This is a genomic window from Pigmentiphaga litoralis (genome assembly GCF_048632615.1).
In the GTDB taxonomy this organism is placed as follows: Bacteria; Pseudomonadota; Gammaproteobacteria; order Burkholderiales; family Burkholderiaceae_B; genus Pigmentiphaga; species Pigmentiphaga litoralis_B.
This window is the reverse complement of record NZ_CP184479.1, coordinates 1413880-1434853: the sequence shown is the minus strand read 5'-3', so window position 1 is coordinate 1434853 and position 20974 is coordinate 1413880. Positions and strand designations below refer to the sequence as shown.

At 66.4% G+C, this 20974-nt stretch carries 19 protein-coding genes; 13 read left to right on the top strand and 6 right to left on the bottom strand.

Translation table 11 applies throughout. The features are described from left to right. Positions 1 to 179 precede the first annotated feature (179 nt). From ACNANG_RS06345 to ACNANG_RS06315, 7 genes are all read left to right on the top strand, one after another. Positions 180 to 515: a hypothetical protein gene (locus ACNANG_RS06345; RefSeq protein ID WP_420226475.1), complete on the top strand. Its 336-nt coding sequence runs from the start codon at positions 180 to 182 to the stop codon at positions 513 to 515. A gap of 1 nt (position 516) precedes the next feature. Further along, positions 517 to 2682, top strand: coding sequence for an HlyD family efflux transporter periplasmic adaptor subunit (locus tag ACNANG_RS06340; RefSeq protein ID WP_420226474.1), 2166 nt, complete (start codon positions 517 to 519; stop codon positions 2680 to 2682). A gap of 101 nt (positions 2683 to 2783) precedes the next feature. Beyond that, a complete protein-coding gene (locus tag ACNANG_RS06335) occupies positions 2784 to 3140 on the top strand; it encodes a PRC-barrel domain-containing protein (RefSeq protein WP_420226473.1) in 357 nt (118 codons plus the stop codon). A 174-nt stretch (positions 3141 to 3314) separates the two neighbouring features. Next, on the top strand, positions 3315 to 3461 hold the full coding sequence (locus tag ACNANG_RS06330) for a hypothetical protein (RefSeq protein WP_179589454.1): 147 nt from the start codon (positions 3315 to 3317) through the stop codon (positions 3459 to 3461). Between the two features lie 62 nt (positions 3462 to 3523). Continuing rightward, positions 3524 to 5227 carry a thiamine pyrophosphate-binding protein gene (locus ACNANG_RS06325; RefSeq protein ID WP_420226472.1) on the top strand — a complete coding sequence of 568 codons (1704 nt, stop codon included), beginning with the start codon at positions 3524 to 3526 and terminating at the stop codon, positions 5225 to 5227. Between the two features lie 138 nt (positions 5228 to 5365). Beyond that, positions 5366 to 6622, top strand: a complete 1257-nt coding sequence (locus tag ACNANG_RS06320) for an FAD-dependent monooxygenase (RefSeq protein WP_420226471.1) — start codon at positions 5366 to 5368, stop codon at positions 6620 to 6622. Between the two features lie 190 nt (positions 6623 to 6812). Continuing rightward, on the top strand, positions 6813 to 7217 hold the full coding sequence (locus ACNANG_RS06315) for a DUF4148 domain-containing protein (protein WP_420226470.1): 405 nt from the start codon (positions 6813 to 6815) through the stop codon (positions 7215 to 7217). Positions 7218 to 7267: 50 nt separating this feature from the next. Here the strand turns inward: ACNANG_RS06315 and ACNANG_RS06310 are convergent, their stop codons facing one another. After that, complete coding sequence (locus ACNANG_RS06310; protein ID WP_420226469.1) at positions 7268 to 9346, bottom strand: putative bifunctional diguanylate cyclase/phosphodiesterase; 2079 nt, start codon at positions 9344 to 9346, stop codon at positions 7268 to 7270. A gap of 232 nt (positions 9347 to 9578) precedes the next feature. Between ACNANG_RS06310 and ACNANG_RS06305 the strand changes: the two genes are divergently transcribed. Beyond that, positions 9579 to 11117 (top strand): EAL domain-containing protein, encoded by a 1539-nt coding sequence (locus tag ACNANG_RS06305; RefSeq protein WP_420226468.1) that lies wholly within the window; start codon positions 9579 to 9581, stop codon positions 11115 to 11117. A 31-nt stretch (positions 11118 to 11148) separates the two neighbouring features. On the opposite strand, the gene ACNANG_RS06300 is transcribed toward ACNANG_RS06305, so the two are convergent. Together ACNANG_RS06300 and ACNANG_RS06295 are read right to left on the bottom strand one after the other, a co-directional pair. Further along, positions 11149 to 11301 carry a rubredoxin gene (locus tag ACNANG_RS06300; protein WP_420226467.1) on the bottom strand — a complete coding sequence of 51 codons (153 nt, stop codon included), beginning with the start codon at positions 11299 to 11301 and terminating at the stop codon, positions 11149 to 11151. A gap of 11 nt (positions 11302 to 11312) precedes the next feature. After that, entirely contained in the window at positions 11313 to 12047 is a 735-nt protein-coding gene (locus ACNANG_RS06295) for a hypothetical protein (protein ID WP_420226466.1), read from the bottom strand. Positions 12048 to 12288: 241 nt separating this feature from the next. On the opposite strand from ACNANG_RS06295, the gene ACNANG_RS06290 reads away from it, so the two are divergent. Beyond that, positions 12289 to 13380, top strand: coding sequence for a Bug family tripartite tricarboxylate transporter substrate binding protein (locus ACNANG_RS06290; protein WP_420226465.1), 1092 nt, complete (start codon positions 12289 to 12291; stop codon positions 13378 to 13380). A 4-nt stretch (positions 13381 to 13384) separates the two neighbouring features. Here ACNANG_RS06290 and ACNANG_RS06285 read toward each other — a convergent pair whose 3' ends face one another. From ACNANG_RS06285 to ACNANG_RS06275, 3 genes are read right to left on the bottom strand one after another with little or no spacing between them, the layout of a single operon-like run. Continuing rightward, positions 13385 to 14770, bottom strand: a complete 1386-nt coding sequence (locus ACNANG_RS06285; protein WP_420226464.1) for an undecaprenyl-phosphate glucose phosphotransferase — start codon at positions 14768 to 14770, stop codon at positions 13385 to 13387. Between the two features lie 16 nt (positions 14771 to 14786). Beyond that, entirely contained in the window at positions 14787 to 15041 is a 255-nt protein-coding gene (locus ACNANG_RS06280) for a WecB/TagA/CpsF family glycosyltransferase (protein WP_420226463.1), read from the bottom strand. Beyond that, entirely contained in the window at positions 14984 to 15571 is a 588-nt protein-coding gene (locus ACNANG_RS06275) for a WecB/TagA/CpsF family glycosyltransferase (RefSeq protein ID WP_420226462.1), read from the bottom strand. Before ACNANG_RS06275 ends, ACNANG_RS06280 begins: the two co-directional genes overlap by 58 nt. 301 nt (positions 15572 to 15872) lie before the next feature. On the opposite strand from ACNANG_RS06275, the gene ACNANG_RS06270 reads away from it, so the two are divergent. From ACNANG_RS06270 to ACNANG_RS06255, 4 genes are all read left to right on the top strand, one after another. After that, a complete protein-coding gene (locus ACNANG_RS06270) occupies positions 15873 to 16835 on the top strand; it encodes an SLBB domain-containing protein (RefSeq protein ID WP_420226461.1) in 963 nt (320 codons plus the stop codon). Between the two features lie 30 nt (positions 16836 to 16865). Next, positions 16866 to 18161 (top strand): hypothetical protein, encoded by a 1296-nt coding sequence (locus ACNANG_RS06265; RefSeq protein ID WP_420226460.1) that lies wholly within the window; start codon positions 16866 to 16868, stop codon positions 18159 to 18161. A 165-nt stretch (positions 18162 to 18326) separates the two neighbouring features. Next, positions 18327 to 19925, top strand: coding sequence for a GMC oxidoreductase (locus ACNANG_RS06260; protein WP_420226459.1), 1599 nt, complete (start codon positions 18327 to 18329; stop codon positions 19923 to 19925). Positions 19926 to 19947: 22 nt separating this feature from the next. After that, complete coding sequence (locus ACNANG_RS06255; protein WP_420226458.1) at positions 19948 to 20973, top strand: NAD-dependent epimerase/dehydratase family protein; 1026 nt, start codon at positions 19948 to 19950, stop codon at positions 20971 to 20973. Position 20974 lies beyond the last annotated feature (1 nt).

Sequence of the window (20974 nt, the reverse complement as noted above, 5' to 3'; positions counted from 1 at the left end):
GCCAAGGCGCGCAGCGAGGTCACCGCATTGCAAGGCAAGATCGCTGAACGGCGCGCCGAGCTGCATGCCGTCGAAGAACAGCTCAAACGCATCGATGTGGTGGCGCCGCGCGACGGATTGCCGTCTTCGGCGACACCAACGACTGGCAGGGCAGGCCGGTGGTCACGGGCGAGCGGGTCATGCAGATCGCCGACCCGCAGGACACCGGCGTGCTGGTCTACCTGCCCGCCGCCGACGCCATCTCGCTCGATGAAGGCGCGCCGATCCGGCTGTTCCTGCACGTGGCGCCGCTGTCGCCGGTCGATGCCACCCTGACCGAAACGAGCTACCAGGCCGTGCTGTCGCCCGATAACGTTGCGTCGTACCGCTTGCGCGGGGCGATCGGCGACGCCGGCAAGGACGTGGCGCGTATCGGCTTGAAGGGCACGGCCAAGATCTACGGCCGCCGAGTGCCGGTCGTCTATTACCTGCTGCGCCGGCCGCTGGCCGCGCTGCGCCAGTGGACCGGGCTATAGCATGATGGACGGCATAACGGTGCCGGGTGCGTCGGGGCGCTTTGCGGGCGGTCCGTCTGGCCTGCCTGGCGCGCCGGCCAGCGCGCCCGAGCCTTTACCGGAGCTGCGCCAGGATCTTTCCCTGCTGCCCGCCAGCGACAATCGCGACGGCTCGCCGGCCTGGATGATCCAGGACCCGGTTGCGAATCGCTTCTATCGCATCGGCTGGCTCGAATTCGAAATGCTGTCGCACTGGCAGCCCGATGGCGACGCGGTGCTTGCCGCCGTCCATGCCGAAAGCCTGCTGCGGCCGGGCAAGGATGCGCTCGACGCCTTGCTCGCCTTCTTGCGCCAGAACTATCTGGTCCGCACCGATACGGCCCGCGCGGCCGACCATCTGGCGGCCGTCTCGGCCACCCGCCGGCAGTTCGGCCTGAAGTGGCTCCTGCATCACTACCTGTACATCCGCATTCCGCTGGTGCGCCCCGACCGCCTGTTGGCCGGTGCGCTGCCCTATGTGTCCTTCATCTACACCCGCGCCTTCCTGTTCACCTTGCTGGGTCTGGGCCTGCTTGGCCTGATCCTGGCGTCGCAGCAGTGGGACAGCTTCCTGGCCAGCGTGCAGGACAGCTTCACACCCGCCGGGGTGCTGGCCTACATGGCGGCCTTGTCTTTTGCCAAAGTGCTGCACGAACTCGGGCACGCGTTCACCGCCACGCGCTACGGCGTCCGGGTCGCGCACATGGGCGTGTCCCTGGTCGTCATGTTTCCCATGCTCTACACCGATACGTCGGAATCGTGGAAGCTGACCAACCCCCGGCAGCGGCTGGCCATCGTCTCGGCGGGCATGATGGCCGAGATGGGGCTGGCGCTGCTGGCCACGCTGGGCTGGAGCATTACCGAAGACGGCGTCATCCGTTCCGCGCTGTTTTTCCTGGCGACCACGTCGTGGATCCTGACGCTCGGAGTCAACGCAAGCCCCTTCATGCGGTTCGACGGCTACTTTGTGCTGTCGGATCTGCTGGACCTGCCCAACCTGCATGCCCGCAGTTCGGCGTTTGGCCGCGCCTTCGTTCGCCGCCGCCTGCTGGGCTGGAATGAACCCGCTCCCGAACTGCTGTCCCGGCGATTGCAGGTGGGCCTGACCGCCTTTGCCCTGACGGTGTGGGTCGTGCGCGCCGTGGTGTTCCTGGGCATTGCCGTTGCCGTCTACCTCTACTTTTTCAAGGCACTCGGCATCTTTCTGTTTCTTGTCGAGATCTGCTGGTTCATCGTTATGCCAATCTGGTCCGAAATGAAGGTCTGGGCGCGCCGCCGCACTGAGATCCGCGTCAGCCGCAAACTGATCGCCCTGAGCGTGCTCGTGACGGTCATGCTGTTCCTGGCGATTCCTTTGCCGCATGGCGTCCGCGCCCCCGGATGGATCCATGCCGAAAAGACGCTGGCGGTGTATGCGCCATTCCCTGCCCGCGTGTCGCAGGTGCGCGCGGCCGGTCCGGTAGCGGCAGGCGATGTCCTGCTGACCCTGGAATCGCCGGACACCACCGCGCGGGGTGAACGGTCCGACGCCGCCACCGCCACGCTGTGGGCGCAGCTGCGCCGTGCCGATGCCACCGAAGCGGACGCCGCGCAACGCGGCCTGCTCAGCAGCCGTCTACGGCAGGAAATGGCCGAGCGCGTCAGCGCGACGGAAGAAATGCGGCGGCTGGAACTGGTGGCCCCCTTTGCCGGGACGCTGACCGATCTGGATCCGCTAGTGCAGTCCGGCGCCTGGGTGAACCCCACCCAGGCCCTGGGCATGCTGGTCGACGCCGGCGCGTGGGTCGCCGATGCCTTCGTCAGCCAGGATGCGCTGCGCCATCTGGCGTTGGACGATAGGGCCAGCGTGTATGTGGGCAGCGCGTTCGAGCCCTTGCGCGCCACCGTCATCGGTATCGATACGACACGCACGCTTGTCCTGCCCGATGACATGCTGGCCGCGACCCACGGCGGCCCGATCAGGGTCGGCACCAACGGCAAGCGCGAAGTGCAGCATGCCCTCTACCGCGTCCGGCTGCGCCTGGCCGACCCGCTGCCCCACGCGCGGACGGCGCTGGTCGATGTGGTCATTCATGGTCAGCCGTATGCCATCGCGGCCGACTGGCTGCGCACCCTGGGCAGCGCCATCATCCGGGAAAGCGGTTTCTAGCCGGGCATGTTCCGTGCTGAGCAATGGCGGAGTGCCTGACCAGGCATTACGCGGCGTGTTGCTGCAGACACGCTCCCATTGCACACGCAAGGAGAACCATCATGGCAGAACTCAATTCACCCAATACCCTGATCTCGTCGGACCGCGTCGAGGGCACCACCGTCTACAACAAGCTAGGCGAAAAGCTCGGTTCGATCGACCATGTGATGATCGAAAAGCGCACCGGCCAGGTTCGCTATGCCGTGCTGGAATTCGGTGGCTTCCTTGGCATCGGCACCGATCGCTACCCACTGCCCTGGAACGTGTTGGAGTACAGCACCGACCTGGACGGGTATGTCGTGCCTCTGGATCAGGCGCAACTTGAAAACGCGCCACGCTACGACACGTCGACGGCGGCGCCAGAGTACAACGAAGACTACGCAAAATCGGTGTATCGCCACTACGGCACGGAATGGTGATCCGCCGCTGAAGGCAAGCTTTGATGGCATCGCTCGTGCAGTGGCTGACGTTGTCGTGACAACGCCAGCCACAGTACGAACCATCCGTCCATCCCCCTCCTGTCCATTTCACGTCGTATTGCCGGCGTGACAGCTATCCGTCACGATCGGACCACGATTGGCAAGGAGACTGAGATGGATCTGCAAACCTTTACCGTACTCGCCGCAATCGCCCCGGTCGTGGTGGCCTGCCACTACTACCGCCAGACCCAGAACCGCCGCAAGAAGCGCTGGGCCCCTGTCATCCTGCAACTGAAGCGCAGCGAAGACCTGGATAGATAAGGCGACGCTTTGCAGGGCGGGGCGAGTCGTCCATGATGGCGTGCATTCCCTCTGGAGCCATCATGCCCACGATTACATCCCGCGGTGCGGACCTGCTGGTCCGGTCCCTGGCGGACGCCGGTGTCGACACGATCTTCACGCTGTCCGGCAACCACATCATGCCCATCTTCGACGCCTGCAAGGATGCGGGGATCCGGCTCATCCACACGCGGCACGAAGCAGCGGCGGTGCATATGGCCGATGCGTGGGCGCGGCTGACCGGAAACGTGGGCGTGGCGCTGGTGACCGGCGGGCCGGGGCACGCCAACGCGGTCGGCGCGCTGTACACGGCGGCCCAGGCGGAATCACCGGTCGTGTTGCTGTCCGGCCATGCACCGTTGAATCAGCTGGGCAAAGGAGCCTTCCAGGAAATGGCTCAGGCGGATCTGGCCGCGCCATTGACCAAGGCGTCGTGGACGGCCCGGACCACGGACGGACTGGGCGAGGACATGGCGCGCGCGTTTGCGACGGCGCTGTCGGGCCGGCCTGGCCCGGTGCATGTCAGCCTGCCGACGGATTTGCTGGACGCGGCGGTGGCATCACCGCGCATGGTGCCCCGGGAAGCCTGGCTGGCATCGCCTGTCGTGCCGTCGGCCACTGTCCTTGCCGACATGCTGTCGCGCATGCGGTCGGCCAGCCGGCCGCTGATCGTGACGGGCCCGGCCTTGCTGACGCGACCGGGTCGCGTGCTGTCGGCGGCGCTGGCCGCGGCAACGGGCGTGCCCGTGGTCGGGATGGAAAGTCCTCGCGGGACCAACGATCCGTGCCTGGGCGCGTTTGCCGACATGCTGGCTCAGGCCGACTGCGTACTGCTGTTGGGCAAGCGCCTGGATTTCACCTTGAAGTTTGGTCAAGCGCCTGCGCTAGCCGCAAACGCAGCCATCCTGCAGATCGATGCGGATGACAACGAGATTGCCCGCAGCCGCGCTGCGTTCGGCGAGCGCCTGGTGGCGGCCTGCGTGGCCGATGCGGTGTCGGGCGCGCAAGGGTTGATGGCAGCGGCAGGTGGGTTGTCCGGTCAGACCGATACCAGGCCGTTCGCCACCGCCGCCGAGCATGCTGTCCTGGGCGACCCGTCTGTGCAGAACCGCGCCGACTGGCAGCATGCCGTTCACGCCGCGATCGCCTACCGGCCAGCTGCCTGGGCCACGGCCACGGCGGCGGCGCCCGATCGTGTGCACCCGGCCGCCGCCTTCCGGCCTTTGCAGGCGCTGCTCGACAGCCACCCCGACGCCGTGCTGGTGGTCGACGGCGGCGAGATCGGCCAGTGGGCGCAGGCCTGCCTGTCCGCGCCGCAGCGAGTCATCAATGGCATCGCCGGGTCGATCGGATCGGCATTGCCCTTTGCGGTGGCGGCGCGGCTGGCCGTGCCGGACGCACCGGTCGTCGCGGTCCTGGGCGACGGCACCTTCGGCTTTCATGGGGCCGAATTCGACACCGCGGTGCGCCACGGCCTGCCGATGGTCGTTGTCGTTGGCAACGATGCGCGCTGGAACGCCGAATACCAGATCCAGGTGCGCGACTACGGCCCCGACCGCACCGTGGGCTGCGAACTGCTGCCGACGCGCTATGACCAGGTTGCCGCCGCCTTCGGCGGTTTTGGCGTGAACGTGACGCACCCGGCCGCCATGGAATCGGCCGTGCAGGCCGCCGTCGCCAGCGGCAGGCCGGCGTGCATCAACGTGATGATGGAAGGTCTGGCCGCGCCCACGATCCGGCGCGGTTGAGCGGGCAGCGCCTGACCCAGGGATAACCCGCAGCGCACCCGATGCGCCGTGCCGCTGCGACGCCTTGCCCGACCGTCCAGGCGCCCCTTGCAGTATTCAATTGTCGAATTGAGGTTATCGAATCTATTGGATTGTTCGATGCTGCCGCCGCGCCTACAGTGCACGGGACTGGCGGAAGTCGACAACCATAACGATAGCGAGACAATGATGGGAAGCAGCTCTACACCGGCATCGCACGAGATCCTGATTGCCGGCGGCGGCATAGGCGGAATTGCCACCGCGCTGGCGCTGGCGCGCGCAGGCCGCGCGGTGCGGGTCCTGGAACGCGCAGCCGAGCTGGGCGAAATCGGCTACGGCCTGCAGCTTGGGCCGAATGCCTACCGCATCCTGGTCGAACTGGGCATTGCGGACAAACTGAAGGAAGTCGCCTTCTATCCGAACAACCTGGTCATGATCGACGCCATCGACGGGAAGGAACTGACCCGCATCGAATTGGGCGACGCATTCCAGGAACGCTACGGCTATCCCTACACCGTGATCCACCGCAGCGATCTGCACCAGATGCTGCTGGACGCGGCACGTGCGTTGCCGGGTGTCAGCATCGAGACCTCGCGCGGGGTAGCCAGCTTCACGCAGGACGCGACCGGCGTCGATGTGGTCTGTGAAGATGGCAGCCAGTACCGTGGCGCCGCGTTGATCGGCGCGGACGGCCTGAAGTCGCGGGTGCGCGCCGCCATCCTGGACGATGGCGCGCCGCGGGTGGCGGGGCAGGTCGCCTATCGCGGCGTGGTGCCCATCGAAGAGATCGAAGATGCGACGCATGCTGACGATGTGGTGATGTGGGTCGGCCCCGATCTGCATCTCGTCCAATATCGCCTGCGCGGCGGCAAGGTCATGAACAACGTGGCGGTGGTCGAGAACGAGGCCATGCGCACCGGGCGCGCCGAAACGATCGGGCCTGAAGAAATGGAAGCCATCTTCAGTCACTGCATTCCATCGGTGCAGAAGATGCTGGGCTTTGTGCGCAAGGACAGGCACTGGGTCCTGCAGGATCGTGATCCCACGCCTGGCTGGTCGCAGGGCCGCGCTACCCTGCTGGGTGACGCGGCGCATCCGACCCTGCAATATCTGGCGCAGGGGGCGTGCATGGCAATGGAAGATGCGGTTGTGCTGGCCAGGAAGGTCACCACCATGCCTGACCTGGACGCGGCGCTTGTTGCCTACGAAAACGAGCGCTACCTGCGCACGGGCCGCATCCAGTTGTCGTCGCGATTTTTCTGCGGCTTCTGCCATGCGGGCGGCGGTGCGCGGGATGTCCGCAACAGTATCGTGACGAAGCGTCCAAAGGGCAGCACCTTCGAGATCGACTGGGTCTACCGCGGCATTGATCTCTGACTCAAGGCGATTGTTAGTCTTTCATGAATAGTGATGTCGATTGGTGGGTGTTTATCCCGCCGGTCAATGCTAATACAGTGGCATCACTTGCTCATGACCCCATGAGCTTCTTCAGCCACCGTCCATGTCAGGACGCCGGCCCGCGCCGCCAACGAGCCCCGCTCCGCCGGTCAAAAACGAAGGAATGATCATGAAGACAACGACCGCCGCACTGCTTGTCGCCCTGTCCGTCACAGGCGCCAATGCCTTTGCCGACACCAACGTCGTTACCGACGCCAACTATCCCGGTCCGTTCTCGCTGGAAAGCAACACGACCCACGCCCAGGTACAGGCCGAACTGATCCGCGCCCGCAACGCGGGCCTGATCGTTGCCGATGCGCAATACCCCGGCCCGTTCGCCCGGCCCGCCAGCGCCAGCAGCCCCGCGGTGACCCGCGACGCGGTTCGTGCCGAGCTGGCGCAAGCCCGCGCCGAAGGCGTGGTGTTCGACGACGCGACCTATCCCGAGCCCGCACACACCGTGCCGCAAGGCCGCCAGGCTGGCCAGCACAGCCGTCTGGCCACGTCGGGTCAAGGCGCGACCGTGACTCGCTAAGCAGAAGACACGGGGTGCGTTTGCCCCCGCGCAGGCGCGGCCGCCCGAGATCAGGCGGCCGCGCCGTGTATGTGCGCGTTGGCCGTGACGAACTGCGCCGCGGGCAGCGGGTGGCCGAGCAGGAAACCCTGCAGGGAATTGCAGCCCAGCCGGGTCAGGAAGTCCTGTTGTTCGGGCGTCTCTACCCCCTCCGCCACGATGTTCAGGCCCAGCTTGTGGGCCAGCGCGACAATGGCCGAGATGATGGCCGCGTCGTCACCGTCATGTTCGAGCTGGCTGACGAAGCCCTGGTCGATCTTGAGTTCGGTGGCAGGAAGGCGCTTCAGGTACATGAGACTGGAATAGCCGGTGCCGAAGTCGTCGATCGAGATCGACACGCCCAGGGCGACCAGCCGGTTCAGCACGTCCATGCTGGCTTCGGCGTCGCGCATCGCGATCGACTCGGTGATCTCCAGCGTCAGGCGCTCGGCCGCCACCCCGTGCCGCGCCAGGGCATCGCGCACCAGGTCGACCAGGCCGGCATGCTGGAACTGCAGCGCCGACAGGTTGACCGCCATATTCCACGCCGTGTGACCCGAATCGCACCACGCCCGCAATTGCCGGCATGCTTCGTTGATGACCCACGCGTCGATGGTCAGTATCAGGCCCGTCTTTTCCGCCAGCGGGATGAACCGGTCGGGCGGCACCAGACCCCGTTCCGGATGATGCCAGCGCAGCAGCGCTTCGGCTCCGACGACCGGGCCCGCCGGCGCCTCGAACTTGGGCTGGTAATACAGCTCGAATTCGTTGTTGGCGACGGCCGATCGCAGGTCCTGCAGCAGGCGCAATTGTTCGCGCGCATTGGCGTTCATCGACGGTTCGAAAAAGCAGTAGCCCGCGCGACCCAGGCTCTTGGCGTGGTACATGGCGGCGTCGGCATTGGTCATCAGGCTTGCGCCCGAATCGCCGTCGCCCGGGAACATGGCAATGCCGATGCTGGCCGTGACCAGCAGCAGATGTTCCGACAGCGCGACCGGCGCGGAGACGACATCGATCAGACGCTGCGCCAGCTGGGCGGCGTCTTGCGGGTCGGCCGCCGACGCCAGCACGACGAACTCGTCGCCGCCCAGCCGGGCAATGCTGTCTTCGGCCCGCAGCTCGTGGCGCAGGCGCTGCGCGATCGAGACCAGCAGCGCGTCGCCCGTGTGGTGGCCGTAGGCGTCATTGATGGCCTTGAATCCGTCCAGGTCCACGAACATGACCGCGAACGTGCCGCGACCGCGCTGGCCCTGTTCGACTGACCGTTTGACGTGTTCCTGCAGCAGGATGCGATTGGGCAGCCCGGTCAGCGTGTCGTGCAGGGCAAGGCGGATCAGTTCTTCGTTGGCCGCCTCCAGCGAAAAAGACAGGGCCGCCGTGCGTTGCTGCATGCGGGCGTCGAGCAGGGCGGCGACCAGGGCAATGGCCAGCACGCCCAGCGTGACGGTGGTGACCAGGAGCGCGAGCCACGACGCCGACATGCCGCTGCCGGCGGCCAGGCACACCGTGCCCACCGGGAAACTGGCCGCCGCCATGCCCGTGTAGTGCATGCCCACGATGGCGAGGCCCATGATGACGCCGGCGCCCAGGCGCAGCAGGCGTTCCCGCAAGGAAGACGTGTCGGTGCGGCGCGCGATCCACAGCGCGGCACCCGACGCGACAATCGCAATCGCGATCGACAGGATGACCACGGACGTGTCGTACGAAATGCCGGGGTCCATGCGCATCGCGCCCATGCCCACGTAATGCATTGCGGCGATGCCCGCGCCCATGAGCACCGCGGCGCCGCATAGCTTGCCCGCGGACAGCTGCGGCTGGCTGGCGACATTCAGCGCGAACGCCGACGACACGATCGCGATCACGACCGACAGCGTGGTCAGGCCGACGTCGTAGCCTAGCGAAATGGGCAGGCTGAATGCCAGCATGCCGATGAAGTGCATGGACCAGATGCCCAGGCCCATGGCAAGCGCGCCGCCCGTCAGCCAGATCCGGCGGGCGATGCCGGCGGTTGCGCGCACGCGGTTGGCCATGCCCAGCGCGGTGTACGACGCCAGGATGGCCACGCAGATGGACAGGACGACCAGGGCAGGGTGATAGTTGACCGGAAGCATGACTTCTCCAGGCCATGGCCGGAATCCGGGAGCTGGCCGATGCAACAGAGGGGGTTAGGGTGACGCGCGACGGATGTCGATCTGGTGGAGTAAGCCTTGGTAGTAAGCCCACGCACCCAGACGGCTTTATACCCAAAACCGCGAACGGGCGTATTCATCAATTCTCACTCTGTGGGTTGCGCGCCACCTCGGTGTATCCTGACCGCCCACACGGTCGAGCATTTTTCCTTCGATGACAGCACAACCCGTCACTTTCGCAACGTCAGGCGTGCTTGCCTGCATGGCGATCGGGCTGGGTGTCGGCCTGTGGGCCGGGGTGGCCACGCTGCACGGGCAGATCGAGGAAGACACGGGCCGGCTGGCTCAGCTGTACATCGAGCGTTCGGACGCCGTGGGTGACGACATCGTCCAGGCGCTGGCACGCATCCGGCAATCCCCCGCCGAACCCTGCAGCGATGCCGACCTGGCCTGGCTGCGCCGCATCGTCATCGAATCCCGGAACGTCAAGAGCGCCGTGCGCCTGCACGATCGGGACATGCTGTGCAGCTCGACCCTGGGCAGGCTGGCGGTGCCGACTGCCCGGGGCCGGCCGGATTACGAAACCCACCGTGGCCGGCGCGTGCGGGTCGACACGCCGTTGATCGGGATGCCCGGTGTCCACGGCATGGTGATCGAAGAAGGGGACGCCTCGGTCGTGCTCAATCGCGATGCGTTCGTGGACAAGGTCGATCCTCGCCTGGACTACACGGTGGTCGCCGAATACGACACGCACCGCGACGTGTTCATCTCGAACATGCCGCCCGCCGGACTGGCCTCGCGCACCCTGCTGACGGGCGAGCCCGTCGTGCTGGACGGCCGGCGCTTCGAAGTGCGCTGTTCGACCGCGCATACGGGCTGCATCGTGGCGGCGCTGCGCGACCGCCCCAGCGCCCGGCGATCCCCGCTGGTGATGGCCTTCGGCCTGTTCGGTCTGTTTGCCGGCCTGGGGGGCGGCGTCGGGCTGGTGTCGGCGATCGCACGATCGCGGTCCTTGTCCCGCCGTCTGCGCGCCGCCTTGCGCAACAATGCACTGACCGTCGTGTATCAGCCCATCGTGCGGCTGGCGGACCGCCAGCGGGTCGGCGCCGAGTCCCTGATCCGGTGGCGCGACAGCCAAGGCCACGCAATCAGCCCCGATGTGTTTATTGCCGTGGCCGAAGAAGACGGCTTCATCTCAGAAGTGACCCGCTTCGTGTTGCGGCGGGTGCTGGCCGAACTGGCCGACGGATTGCGCCAGCGCCCGGGGTTCCGCGTGACGGTCAACCTGTCGGCCAGGGACGTGCTGGACCCTACCTTTGCCGCCTTCGTGCGCCAGGAATTGCATGCCGCCGGGGTATCGCCGGGCGCGATCGGCTTTGAACTGACCGAGCGGTCGACCGCGGACCGCGAGGCCATCGGCCGTGGCATCCAGACCCTGCGCAAGGCCGGGCACGCCGTATACATCGACGACTTTGGCACCGATTATTCGAGCCTGTCCTACCTTGCGCAATTGCAGGTGGACATGATCAAGATCGATCGCAGCTTTACGCTCGCGCTGGAAGACGGTGCGGCGCAAAGCCTGATGCCGCAAATGGTGGCGATGGCCCGCACCCTGTCGCTGGGGCTGGTAGTCGAAGGCATCGAAACCGATGCGCAGGCTCGGATCGTGGCCGACATCGATCGCGACGCACTGGGGCAGGGGTGGCTGTTCGGCTCCCCCGTGGAGGCGAGCCGGTTGTTCGAGGGCGGCTGATCGTCCGGGGCCAGCCACCTCGAAGGGGCATTCACGTCTCTTCGCGGAAATCCTCTTTGCCGGCCGAGCAGTTCGGGCAGGCCCAGGCGTCCGGAATGTCTTCCCATTGCGTGCCGGCGACGATTCCGTCTTCCGGATCCCCCATGGTTTCATCGAACACGTAATTGCACTTTGTACAGTGCATGCGCCGGATCGTCATGATTTGGGAAACTGAAGAAAGAGGACGTCCGCACCGGCGCCGCCCGCATGCAAGGTCAGGGCCGGATCGTCGGCTTCGACGAACAGGGTCGAGTCGATGTCCAGCCGTTCCCCATCGTATTCCAGCGCGCCGCCGATCACCATGAAGTAATGCCCTCCGCCCAGGGACGGGTCGGGGCCGCGCACGGTCATGTTCGGTCCAAGGCGATACAGCGTGGACGCCACGCCGTCGTCATTCGGTTCCAGCAGCACGTCGATGTGCGGCGACGTGAGTGCCGCGGCTTCGTCAGGCGTGGACGACCGGATGTCGGTGCTCAGCAGGAACCGCCGCCGCGACGGACGGATCGCTTCCTTGACGCCCGGCTTGGCCAGGTATTGCGGGCCGGGATCGCCCGCCGCGCGCAGCGTCATGTAATGGAGGGCGTCAGGCCCGGCGACCAGCGGGCCGTACGTGGTGTACGGGTCGGTGTAGTGAACCGAATAGGTCGATACCGGATGGCTGCCGATATGGCCGCCACCCCGCAGGATCACCTGGTATTGCGACACCGTGTGGTAATGCGCGCCGACCTTCTTGTTCGGACTCATTTCCACCGTGAAGGCCTGCGGCCGCCCGGCGCCGCCGCGGTCCGGCTTGGCGCCGATGTACTCGATGCGATAGGCCGGAATGACGCCGGCCTGAACAAGCGCGGCGGACTGCGTGCGGGCAGTCTCGTTCGATACGGCGATAACCATGCGTGGGCTCCGTCAAACGCGCGCGCGCGGTCCGGACGGACCGCGTTGGCGGCTTCACCTTAGGTGAATCGTCCGGACAATGTCAAGCGCCGGCGGCGACGCTCGCGGGCAAGGCGCCCGTGCGCGGATTGCCCGGCCTGGACGCCGCTCCTATTGTCCGGTTGATATGACATTGGTGCTTGACGATGAACCCGCCGGTGCCGGAATATGAAGCTTGGCTGAACATTATCCGGACAAAGTCATGCGCTTACGTTTGAAGGATGGACAGGGGTCAGGCCGACGCACGGGCGGCACAGGGGAGGGCGTGGGCATGGCGGGCGCGGCGCACTGTGCGCTGTCGGGCGCGGTCAGGCAGGCGACGGCGCGCGCGATCGCGATCACCGCGGCTGGGCTGGCCGCCGCCGCGCTTCCCGCCGCATCCGCCCGGGCGCAGGGCGCCTATCCGGATCACCCCGTCAAACTGATTGTGCCGTTCGCGCCGGGTGGCACCAGCGACGTGGTGGCGCGCCTGGTCGCCAGCAGCCTGAGCGACGCGCTGGGTCAGACCGTCTTCATCGAAAACAAGGGCGGCGCAGGCTCCATTCTTGGAACCGACGCAGGCGCCAAAGCCGACCCCAAGGGCTACTTCCTGGTGCTGACGAACGGCGCGGCCATCACCACAGGTCCTCTGCTCGGCCAGAAGGTGTCCTACCGGCCGATCGACGACTTCACGCACATGGTCATGATCGGCACGTTCGCGAATGGCCTGGTCGTGCGCAGCGACCATCCAGCCAAGACCTTCAAGGAATTCGTCACCCTGGCGCGGAACGCCAACGGCACCTACAACTACGGGTCGGCTGGCGTGGGGTCCGCAGGCTTCCTGACGGGCGAACTGCTGAAGCAGAAGGCGAACCTGAAGATGACGCATGTGCCGTACAAGGGCACGGGCGCGGCGATCAACGATCTGCTGGGCGGGCAACTGGATGCCATCTTCAACAATCCGGGCGTGGCGGCGGCGCAGGCCAAATCGGGCAAGGTGCGGATCCTGGCCGTCAGCGGAGCAAAGCGGCTGCCCGATCTGCCCGACGTGCCAACGATGGATGAGGTGATTCCGGGTACGGTGGGTGAAGCGTGGTTCGGGATTTCCGGACCGGCGGGCATGCCACCTGCCGTCGTCAGCAAACTGGTCACCACCATTCAAACCGTGATGGCGTCGCCGGACCTGAAAGCCAAGCTGATCGAGCAGGGCCTGACGCCCGCCGCGATGGGGCCGGCCGAGTTCTCACGCTTCCTGAAAGACGAAGACGCCAAGTGGGGTCCCGTGATCAAGGCGGCGGGCATTACGTTGGAATAGATCCCTAGAACGCGCTGCGGTCGCGCACCACCAGCAACGCGGTGCGCGCAATGATCTTGATGTCCAGCCACAGCGACCAGTTCTGGATGTAGTACCGGTCGTGTTCGACCCGCTGCATCATCTTGTCCAGGGTGTCCGTCTCGCCGCGCAGTCCGTTGACCTGCGCCCAGCCGGTAATGCCAGGCTTGACGGTATGCCGCAGCATGTAGCCTTTGATCTGCTGGCGGTACAGCTCGTTGTGTTCCGCCGCATGGGGCCGCGGGCCCACCAGGCTCATGCTGCCGTCCAGCACGTTCAGGATCTGCGGCAGTTCGTCCAGTGAGGTCTTGCGGATGAAGCGCCCCAACGGCGTGATGCGGGGGTCGCCCCGCGTGGCCTGCTGTACTTTGGCTTCGGGCAGGTGCACGTGCATGGACCGGAACTTGTAGATGCGGATCGGCTTGCCATCCTGGCCGTAGCGGATCTGGCGGAAGAACACCGGGCCGGGCGACGTGCGCTTGATGCCGATCGCGATCAGGATCATCGGCAGCCCGAAGATCACCAGCATGCCCAGCGCGACCGTGACGTCGAACGCGCGTTTGAGCACGCGCGACATGCCCAGGATTTCGGTTTCATGCAGGGCCAGCAGCGGCACGCCCGCGATGTCGGCCACGTTGATCTGGAAGGGACTTTCGCGCGGCGATTCGGGGACGAAGTAGATGGCGGCGGTGGTGTCGCCCAGGCGGTCCAGGATGGGAGTGGCCTGCGGGTCGGTGATCAGGCCGGTGCCAAGGAATACTACCTGGCACGGCGTGGTGCGCAGATAGTTGTCGAGTTCATCGAGTCCGCCCAGCCGTTTGACCGTGCTTTCTTCGCCTTTGTAGGGCCGGCCGAAATAGCCGTCGATCCGGATGCCGAGCATGGGCGAGCGCGCCAGCCGCAGGGCCAGGGTGCGCGATTGACGGCCGGGCTGGATGAAGATCGCGCGGCGCGCGTCGGCGCCGCTGTACAGGCGCACGGCGCTCAGGCGCATCAGGGCGAGGGCGCCCAGCAGCAGCGGCCAGGTACCGATGGCCCACAGCTGCATCACTTCGCGCATGTGATCGCGGTCGGGTTCGGGCAGCAGCACATAGGCCAGCAGCACCACCATCACGACCTGCACCCAACGCACGCTGGCGCGGCCGAGCATGTAGCTCATTTCACGCGTGCTGAGCAGTTGGTCGAACTGGTAGAACAGGACACAGGTGGACACCGCGATGATCGCGGCTTTCATGAGGTCCAGGTCGGCAAGCGGATAGCGTTCGAAGACAGCCGCCGCGAAGTAGCCGAACAGGGCGACGACGGCTGCGCCGACGCCTACCATGTAGAAGAACAGCCGCTGATGCTGCGTGTGTTTTTCTCGGTGGGTCATGGCGTGGGGGCCCGCCTCATGGCCGTGCGTTTTGCCGCCATTCACGCCAGCACATGCGGGCGAATCGCGGATCGTCGACCAGATAACGGCGCCAGAAGCGTTTGGGATTGGAGAGCAGGCGCCAGGCCCATTCCATGCCGGCCTTCTGCACGAAGCGCGGCGCGCGGCGCTGCAGGCCGATGCCGAATTCCATGGCGGCGCCCACGCACAGGATCAGGCTGCCGGGCAGCGTCGGACCGTAATGCAGGGACCACACTTCCTGCTTGGGCATGCCCAGGCAGACGAACAGCAGGTGCGGGCGCGCGCGCGCTGCAGGTCGGCTGCGGCCTGGCCTTCGGGCCCCAATGGATCGAAGGTCATGGAAGGGCAGTGCACCTGCACGTCGATACCCGGGTAGGAGTCGCGGAAGCGGTCTTCCAACGTTTTTTCGGTTCCGGGAATACCGCCAATGACCGATACCCGCCAGTTGCGACTTATGGCTTCTTGGCAAAGCGCAACGAACAGATCGGCCCCGGTGACGCGTTCTGGCAGCGGCCGGCCCAGCAGGCGGCTGGCCCAGACCACGGGCATGCCGTCGGCAAAAATGAATTCGGCCGACGCATAACTTTCGCGGAATTCAGGCGCCGCTTTTTCCATCCGGACGATGTGATCGACGTTGGGAGTGACCACCACGCCCCCACGGCTATGCCGTTCGGTGATCCACGCGGCAAGCAGGTCGACCGCCTGCTTGAGGGTAACTGGACGAACATTCAGATCGAACAGGCGGATGCTGCCGGCAGGCTGGGAAGGAGCGGGTTTCACGGGTGCGGTGGGCCCAGGCTAAGGGATGAAATTCGGCTGCGACAATCGTTGCGGGCAAGACAGATTTCGCGCCGCCAAGCTGTCAATTCATCCAAATAGCTTACGGTACAATCGCAGTATGCATCCTGCGGTTACACCCCTTTTTGGGACTTAACCGCGCGTTATGCAGCTTTTCCAACGCCTTGCGTTGTATCGGTGCAACTGAGCCCTGTCGGACTTTCCATTGCCGGCCGGGTTGCCAACAATCTACAGGCACCGCCTGAAAGACGGCGATACAGGAGAACATGAGTTGGCAAGCAGGATGACGTTGCGCCGGGATGTCGATACGCCGGGCCCTGGCACGAACGTGCGCGGCATGGCCTCTCGGCGCCATGCCGCCGGATGGCTGGCATTCGCCTGCCGTCGCGCGGGCGCCATGCTCGCCTTGGCGGGCGCACTGTGCGGCGCGGTTCCGGCTTCGGCGCAGACCACCCTGCATCCCGGCCGCCTGGTTCCCTCCACCATGTCCATGTCCGAAGTCGAAGGCGGCGCTGTCGCCACGGTCGGTCCGGGCGATACGCTGTATATGACCGTGTACGGCCGGCCGGAGCTGTCCGTGCAGGTCACGGTGGACGTCGATGGCCGGATCGTCGTGCCCTTCATCGGCCCGGTTGCCGTGGCGGCCTTGTCGCCTACCCAGGTAGGCCAGCGCATTGCCGAGCAGATGAAAACGCAGGGCTATCTGCGCGACCCGCAGATCGCGGTCGAAGTGGTTCGCGTGCGCAGCCGCATGGTGTCGCTGCTGGGTGAGATCACCCGGCCGGGCCGCTATCCGATTGAAGGGCAGATGACGCTGCTGGAACTGCTGGCCGTGGCGGGCGGACCCAAGGAACTGGCCGAAGATCATGCCGTGGTGCTGCGGCGGGGCGCCACGCCCGACGCAGCGCAGCAGCGTCTGCGGATCGCCATCGGCAACCGGCAGCTGCCGTCGCTGCAGATCCAGGACATGCCCTTGCAGGCCGGCGACATCGTTTACGTACCGCAGGTGGCGCGCTTCTTTGTCTATGGCGAAGTTGGCAAGTCCGGGGCTTACCCGATGGAAGCCGGACTGGATGTCATGCGTGCGCTGGCGCTGGCGGGCGGGCTGAACGCCCGTGCGTCCGATCGCCGCATCGACATCAGCCGCAAGGACGCCACGACGGGCGAAACCCGCAAGATGCGCGTCAGGCTGACCGATCCCGTGCAGCCGGGGGACGTGATCCATGTGGACGAGCGTATTTTCTGATCGATTGCCCCGGTGCGCGGCGGCTCTCGCATGACGATGCGTCGCGCCCGGTGGCTGGCGGGGCCGGCCTGCGCATGCGCGCTTGGCGTGCTTCCGCCGGCGGCCGCCGCCGACTTTCCCGAGTTCATCGATTACGTGCTCAAAGCCGACAGTTCCCTGCAGCGTCTGAGCAACCCGTTTCGGGTGTCCGACGCCGAGCGCGGGTTCTACGGGCCCGACACCGTCCGGCTCAATGAGATCAGCGGGGCGGTGATCGTGCCGCTGCTGTCGGACCGGACGCGGTTCGTGGCGTCGGGCAGCTTCGGCAGCGCGGTGTACGACCGGCATCCTCAACTCACGCATCACCCCAGTCGCCTGGACACCGCATTCCAGTGGCGCGCGGGCAGGCTGTTCCAGGGATCGGTCGGGCTTGGCCAGGAACAACGCCTGAATCGTTTCCTGTCATTGAGCGCCCCCGATCGCGACCTGGTGGACAGCCGCAACGTGTTTGCCGATGTCGGGCTGCGCGTGACAGAGTCGCTCACGCTGCCGCAACTGAGCGTGTCCCGCAATTCGCTGCGTTATGAATATCCGCTCAACGCCACGCTGTACAACCGCGACGAGAACCGCGTGCAGGTCGCGGCGCGGTACAGCGGTTGGGGCGCAAGCTACGTGCAGGCCGGACTGATGCAGTCGCGGGTCGACTACATCGATCGCACGCCGGGCTTGATCGCCCAGGTCGACAACCGCTACGCGGATCGCGAAGCCTTTGTCGACGCGCAATGGGTCTATAGCGCCAAGACCATGCTGTCGAGCCGCATCGGCTACCGGCAGCGCAGCTACGAGACCCTGACCGACCGCAACACCAGCCTGATCACGGTGGACGCCAAAGCGGCATGGCAGTACTCGCCCAAGACGCGCTTCGACGTGGCCGTCTGGCATCGGCCCTACGCGAACGAAGAAGACCCCGGCATTCTGTATTCGACGCTGACCGGCGCGCGCGCGTCGATCCGCTGGCAGTACACCGACAAGCTGTGGCTGTCCTTCAACGTGGTCCGCGAAAACCAGAAGAACACACGGCTGGCGGCCATCAACGATGGCAGCAGCGAGGCGCTGCGTTTCGGCCCGCGGGTGGAATGGGCGGTAACGCGCAACATGAAGCTGACGGTGGACGGCTGGCAGGACAAGGTTGAGGGCCGCAACTATCCGAGTTCGACCAGCACCGTGGTGCGCGTCGGCCTGACCCTGATGACGGAAAACGGCGGCGCGGGCCAGCCCGAACGGCTGCTGCGCAGCCCGGACTGCGCGCCGCCAAGATATGTGGAGACAACGCTGTGCTACGACTGACGATGCGTGAGCGCCCGCCACGGCCAGCAAGGCTGACGCCGGCAACGGTGTGCCCGAGCACAGGACGGCGGGCCTGCGCGCCACTGCCAACACGCCGAGGCTACCGATGATCATCGACGCAAGAGACCTGTTGTCGGGCACCCCCTGAGCGCGGACATCTGCATCGTGGGCGCGGGCGCCGCGGGCATTTCGATGGCGCTGGCGCTGGCCGACAGCGGGCTGACTGTGCTGTTGCTGGAAAGCGGCGGAGACGACGAAGACGAAGCCACGCAGGCCCTGTACAGCGGCGAGGTTGCCGACGAAACCATGCACAGCCCAATCCACCGCTACCGCATGCGGCGGCTGGGCGGATCCACCACCGTGTGGGGCGGCCGATGCATGCCCTTCGATCCGATCGACTTCGACGCCCGCGACTACATCGGCAGCGAAGCCTGGCCCGTGCCTTATGACGAGCTTGCTGCCTACTATCCGCAAGCCAATGCGCTGTGTGAAGCGGGCGACTTCCGCTATCGTGCGGGCGAGACGTTTGCGCGGCCGCTCAAGCCCATGATGGAAGGGTTCCAGAGCCAGAACTTTTCGACCGACACCCTGGAACGGTTCAGCTGTCCGACCAACTTCGGCTGGCGCTATCGCCGCCGTCTTGCGATCGCACCCACCTTACGCATGGTGCTGCACGCCAACGTGACGGCCATCGAGGTCAATGCCGCCGGCACATCGGTCACCGGCCTGACCGTGCGCACCCTGAGCGGCGTGACCGTGCCCGTGCAGGCGCGCCGCTATGTGCTGGCCGTGGGCGGACTCGAAACCGTGCGTCTGCTGTTGAACAGTCCAGGCGCCAGCGGGCAGGGCATCGGCAACACGTACGACAACGTGGGCCGCTATTACATGTGCCACGTGGCAGGCACCATCGGCAGCCTGCAGCTGGCGCCGGGACGTCATGCCTGGCACGGCTACGACGTGAGCGACGAAGGGGTCTACTGCCGCCGCCGGCTGGCGCTGTTGCCCGACGTGCAGCGCACGCGGCGGGTCGGCAACTTCGTGGCGCGCCTGCACCATCCGCGCATGACGGATCCGCGTCACCGCACCGGCATCCTGTCCCTGCTGTGCCTGGCCAAGTTCATGGTGCCCTACGAATACGCCAAGCGCCTGTATGGCGATGAGAAGACGGGCCTGGGCACCTGGCTCGCCCATCTGCGCAACGTGCTGTTCGACCTGCCTGGCGTGATCGGCTTCCTGTGGCACTGGGGCCGCGACCGCACGCTGGCGTCACGCAAGTTTCCGTCCATCATCGTGCACCCCAAGGCGCACCGGTACAGCATCGACTTCCACGCCGAACAGATTCCGCACCGCGACAGCCGCGTGACGCTGACCGACACGCGCGACGTGTTGGGCATGCGGACGCTGTCGGTGGACTGGCGGTATACCCCGCTCGATGTCGAGACGGTGCAGTGCGCCCTGGCGCTGCTGGCCGAGGATATCCGTGCATCGGGCGTCGGCACGCTGGACTACGCGCCGGCCGACGTCGAGGCCGAGATGACGCGGTACGGCGCGTACGGCGGCCACCACATCGGCACGGCCCGCATGGGCGCCGACCCGGCCACGAGCGTCGTGAATGCCGACGGCCGTGTGCACGAACTCGACAATCTGTACGTGGCCGGCTCGGCCGTCTTCCCGACATCCAGCCAGGCCAATCCGACCTTGACCATCGTGGCGTTCGCGCTGCGCATGGCCGATCACCTGACCCACGCACTGCGCGCCGCCTGACGCGTGCCCGCCCGGATCGCTTATGACATTGAACGTATTGATTCTTGGCGCCAACGGCTTTGTCGGCCGCAAGATCGTGGCGCGGCTGGCCGCGACGGACTGGGCGACGCCAATCGCCGCCACCCGCCGCCCGGTGTCCGTGGCCGGGGCGCGCAACGTCACCTTCGACGCCGCCGATGCCTCGGCGTTGCGTGCCGCGGTGCGCGAGGCCGATGCCGTGGTGAACTGCGTGGCGGCCTCGGCCGAGGTCATGGTGGCGAGCGCGCGGGCGCTGCGCGAGGCGGTGCTTGGCGTGGTCGAAGCGCCGAATGTGCCAAATGCGCCGCAGGGCTCCGTTGCGCCGGCTGCATCGGGTGCCTCGGCGGCGCACGGCGTGCCTGTCTCTGCGCGCCAGGTACCGCGCGTCGTCCACTTCAGTTCCATGGCCGTGTACGGCTCGGCGCTTGGCAAGGTCGACGAATCCCATCCGCTGCTGGGTGACGTCGGACCCTATTCGAGCGCGAAGGTCGAGGCCGAGAAACTGCTGGCCGACCTGCCCGGCGCCGTCATGCTGCGGCCCGGCTGCATCTACGGACCGGGCAGCACGCAGTGGTCGATCCGGATAGCCGACCTGCTGCGCGCCCGCCGCATCGGCGACCTGGGACCGGCAGGAGATGGCTGCAGCAATCTCATCTACATCGACGACGTCGTGGACGCCGTGGTAGCCGCGTTGCGCAAGCCGGAAGCGGGCGGCCGCGCCTACAACCTGGCCATGCGCGATGCGCCGCGCTGGAACGAGTATTTCGTGCGGTACGGCCGCGCGCTGGGCGCCGTGCCGGTCAAGCGCATCACGCCGCGCCGGCTCGCCATCGAACGCCGCGCGGCCATCCCGCTCAAGGTGCTGGAAAAAATAGGCGGCAAGCTGGGCCTGCGTCACACCCCGGCGGTGCTCAGTCCGTCGATGCTGGCCTTGTGGCAGCAGGACATCGCGCTCGTGCCCGACGCGGCCGAGACCCTGCTGGGCCTGCGCTGGACGCCGCTGGAAGCCGGCCTGCGAGCCACGTCATGAA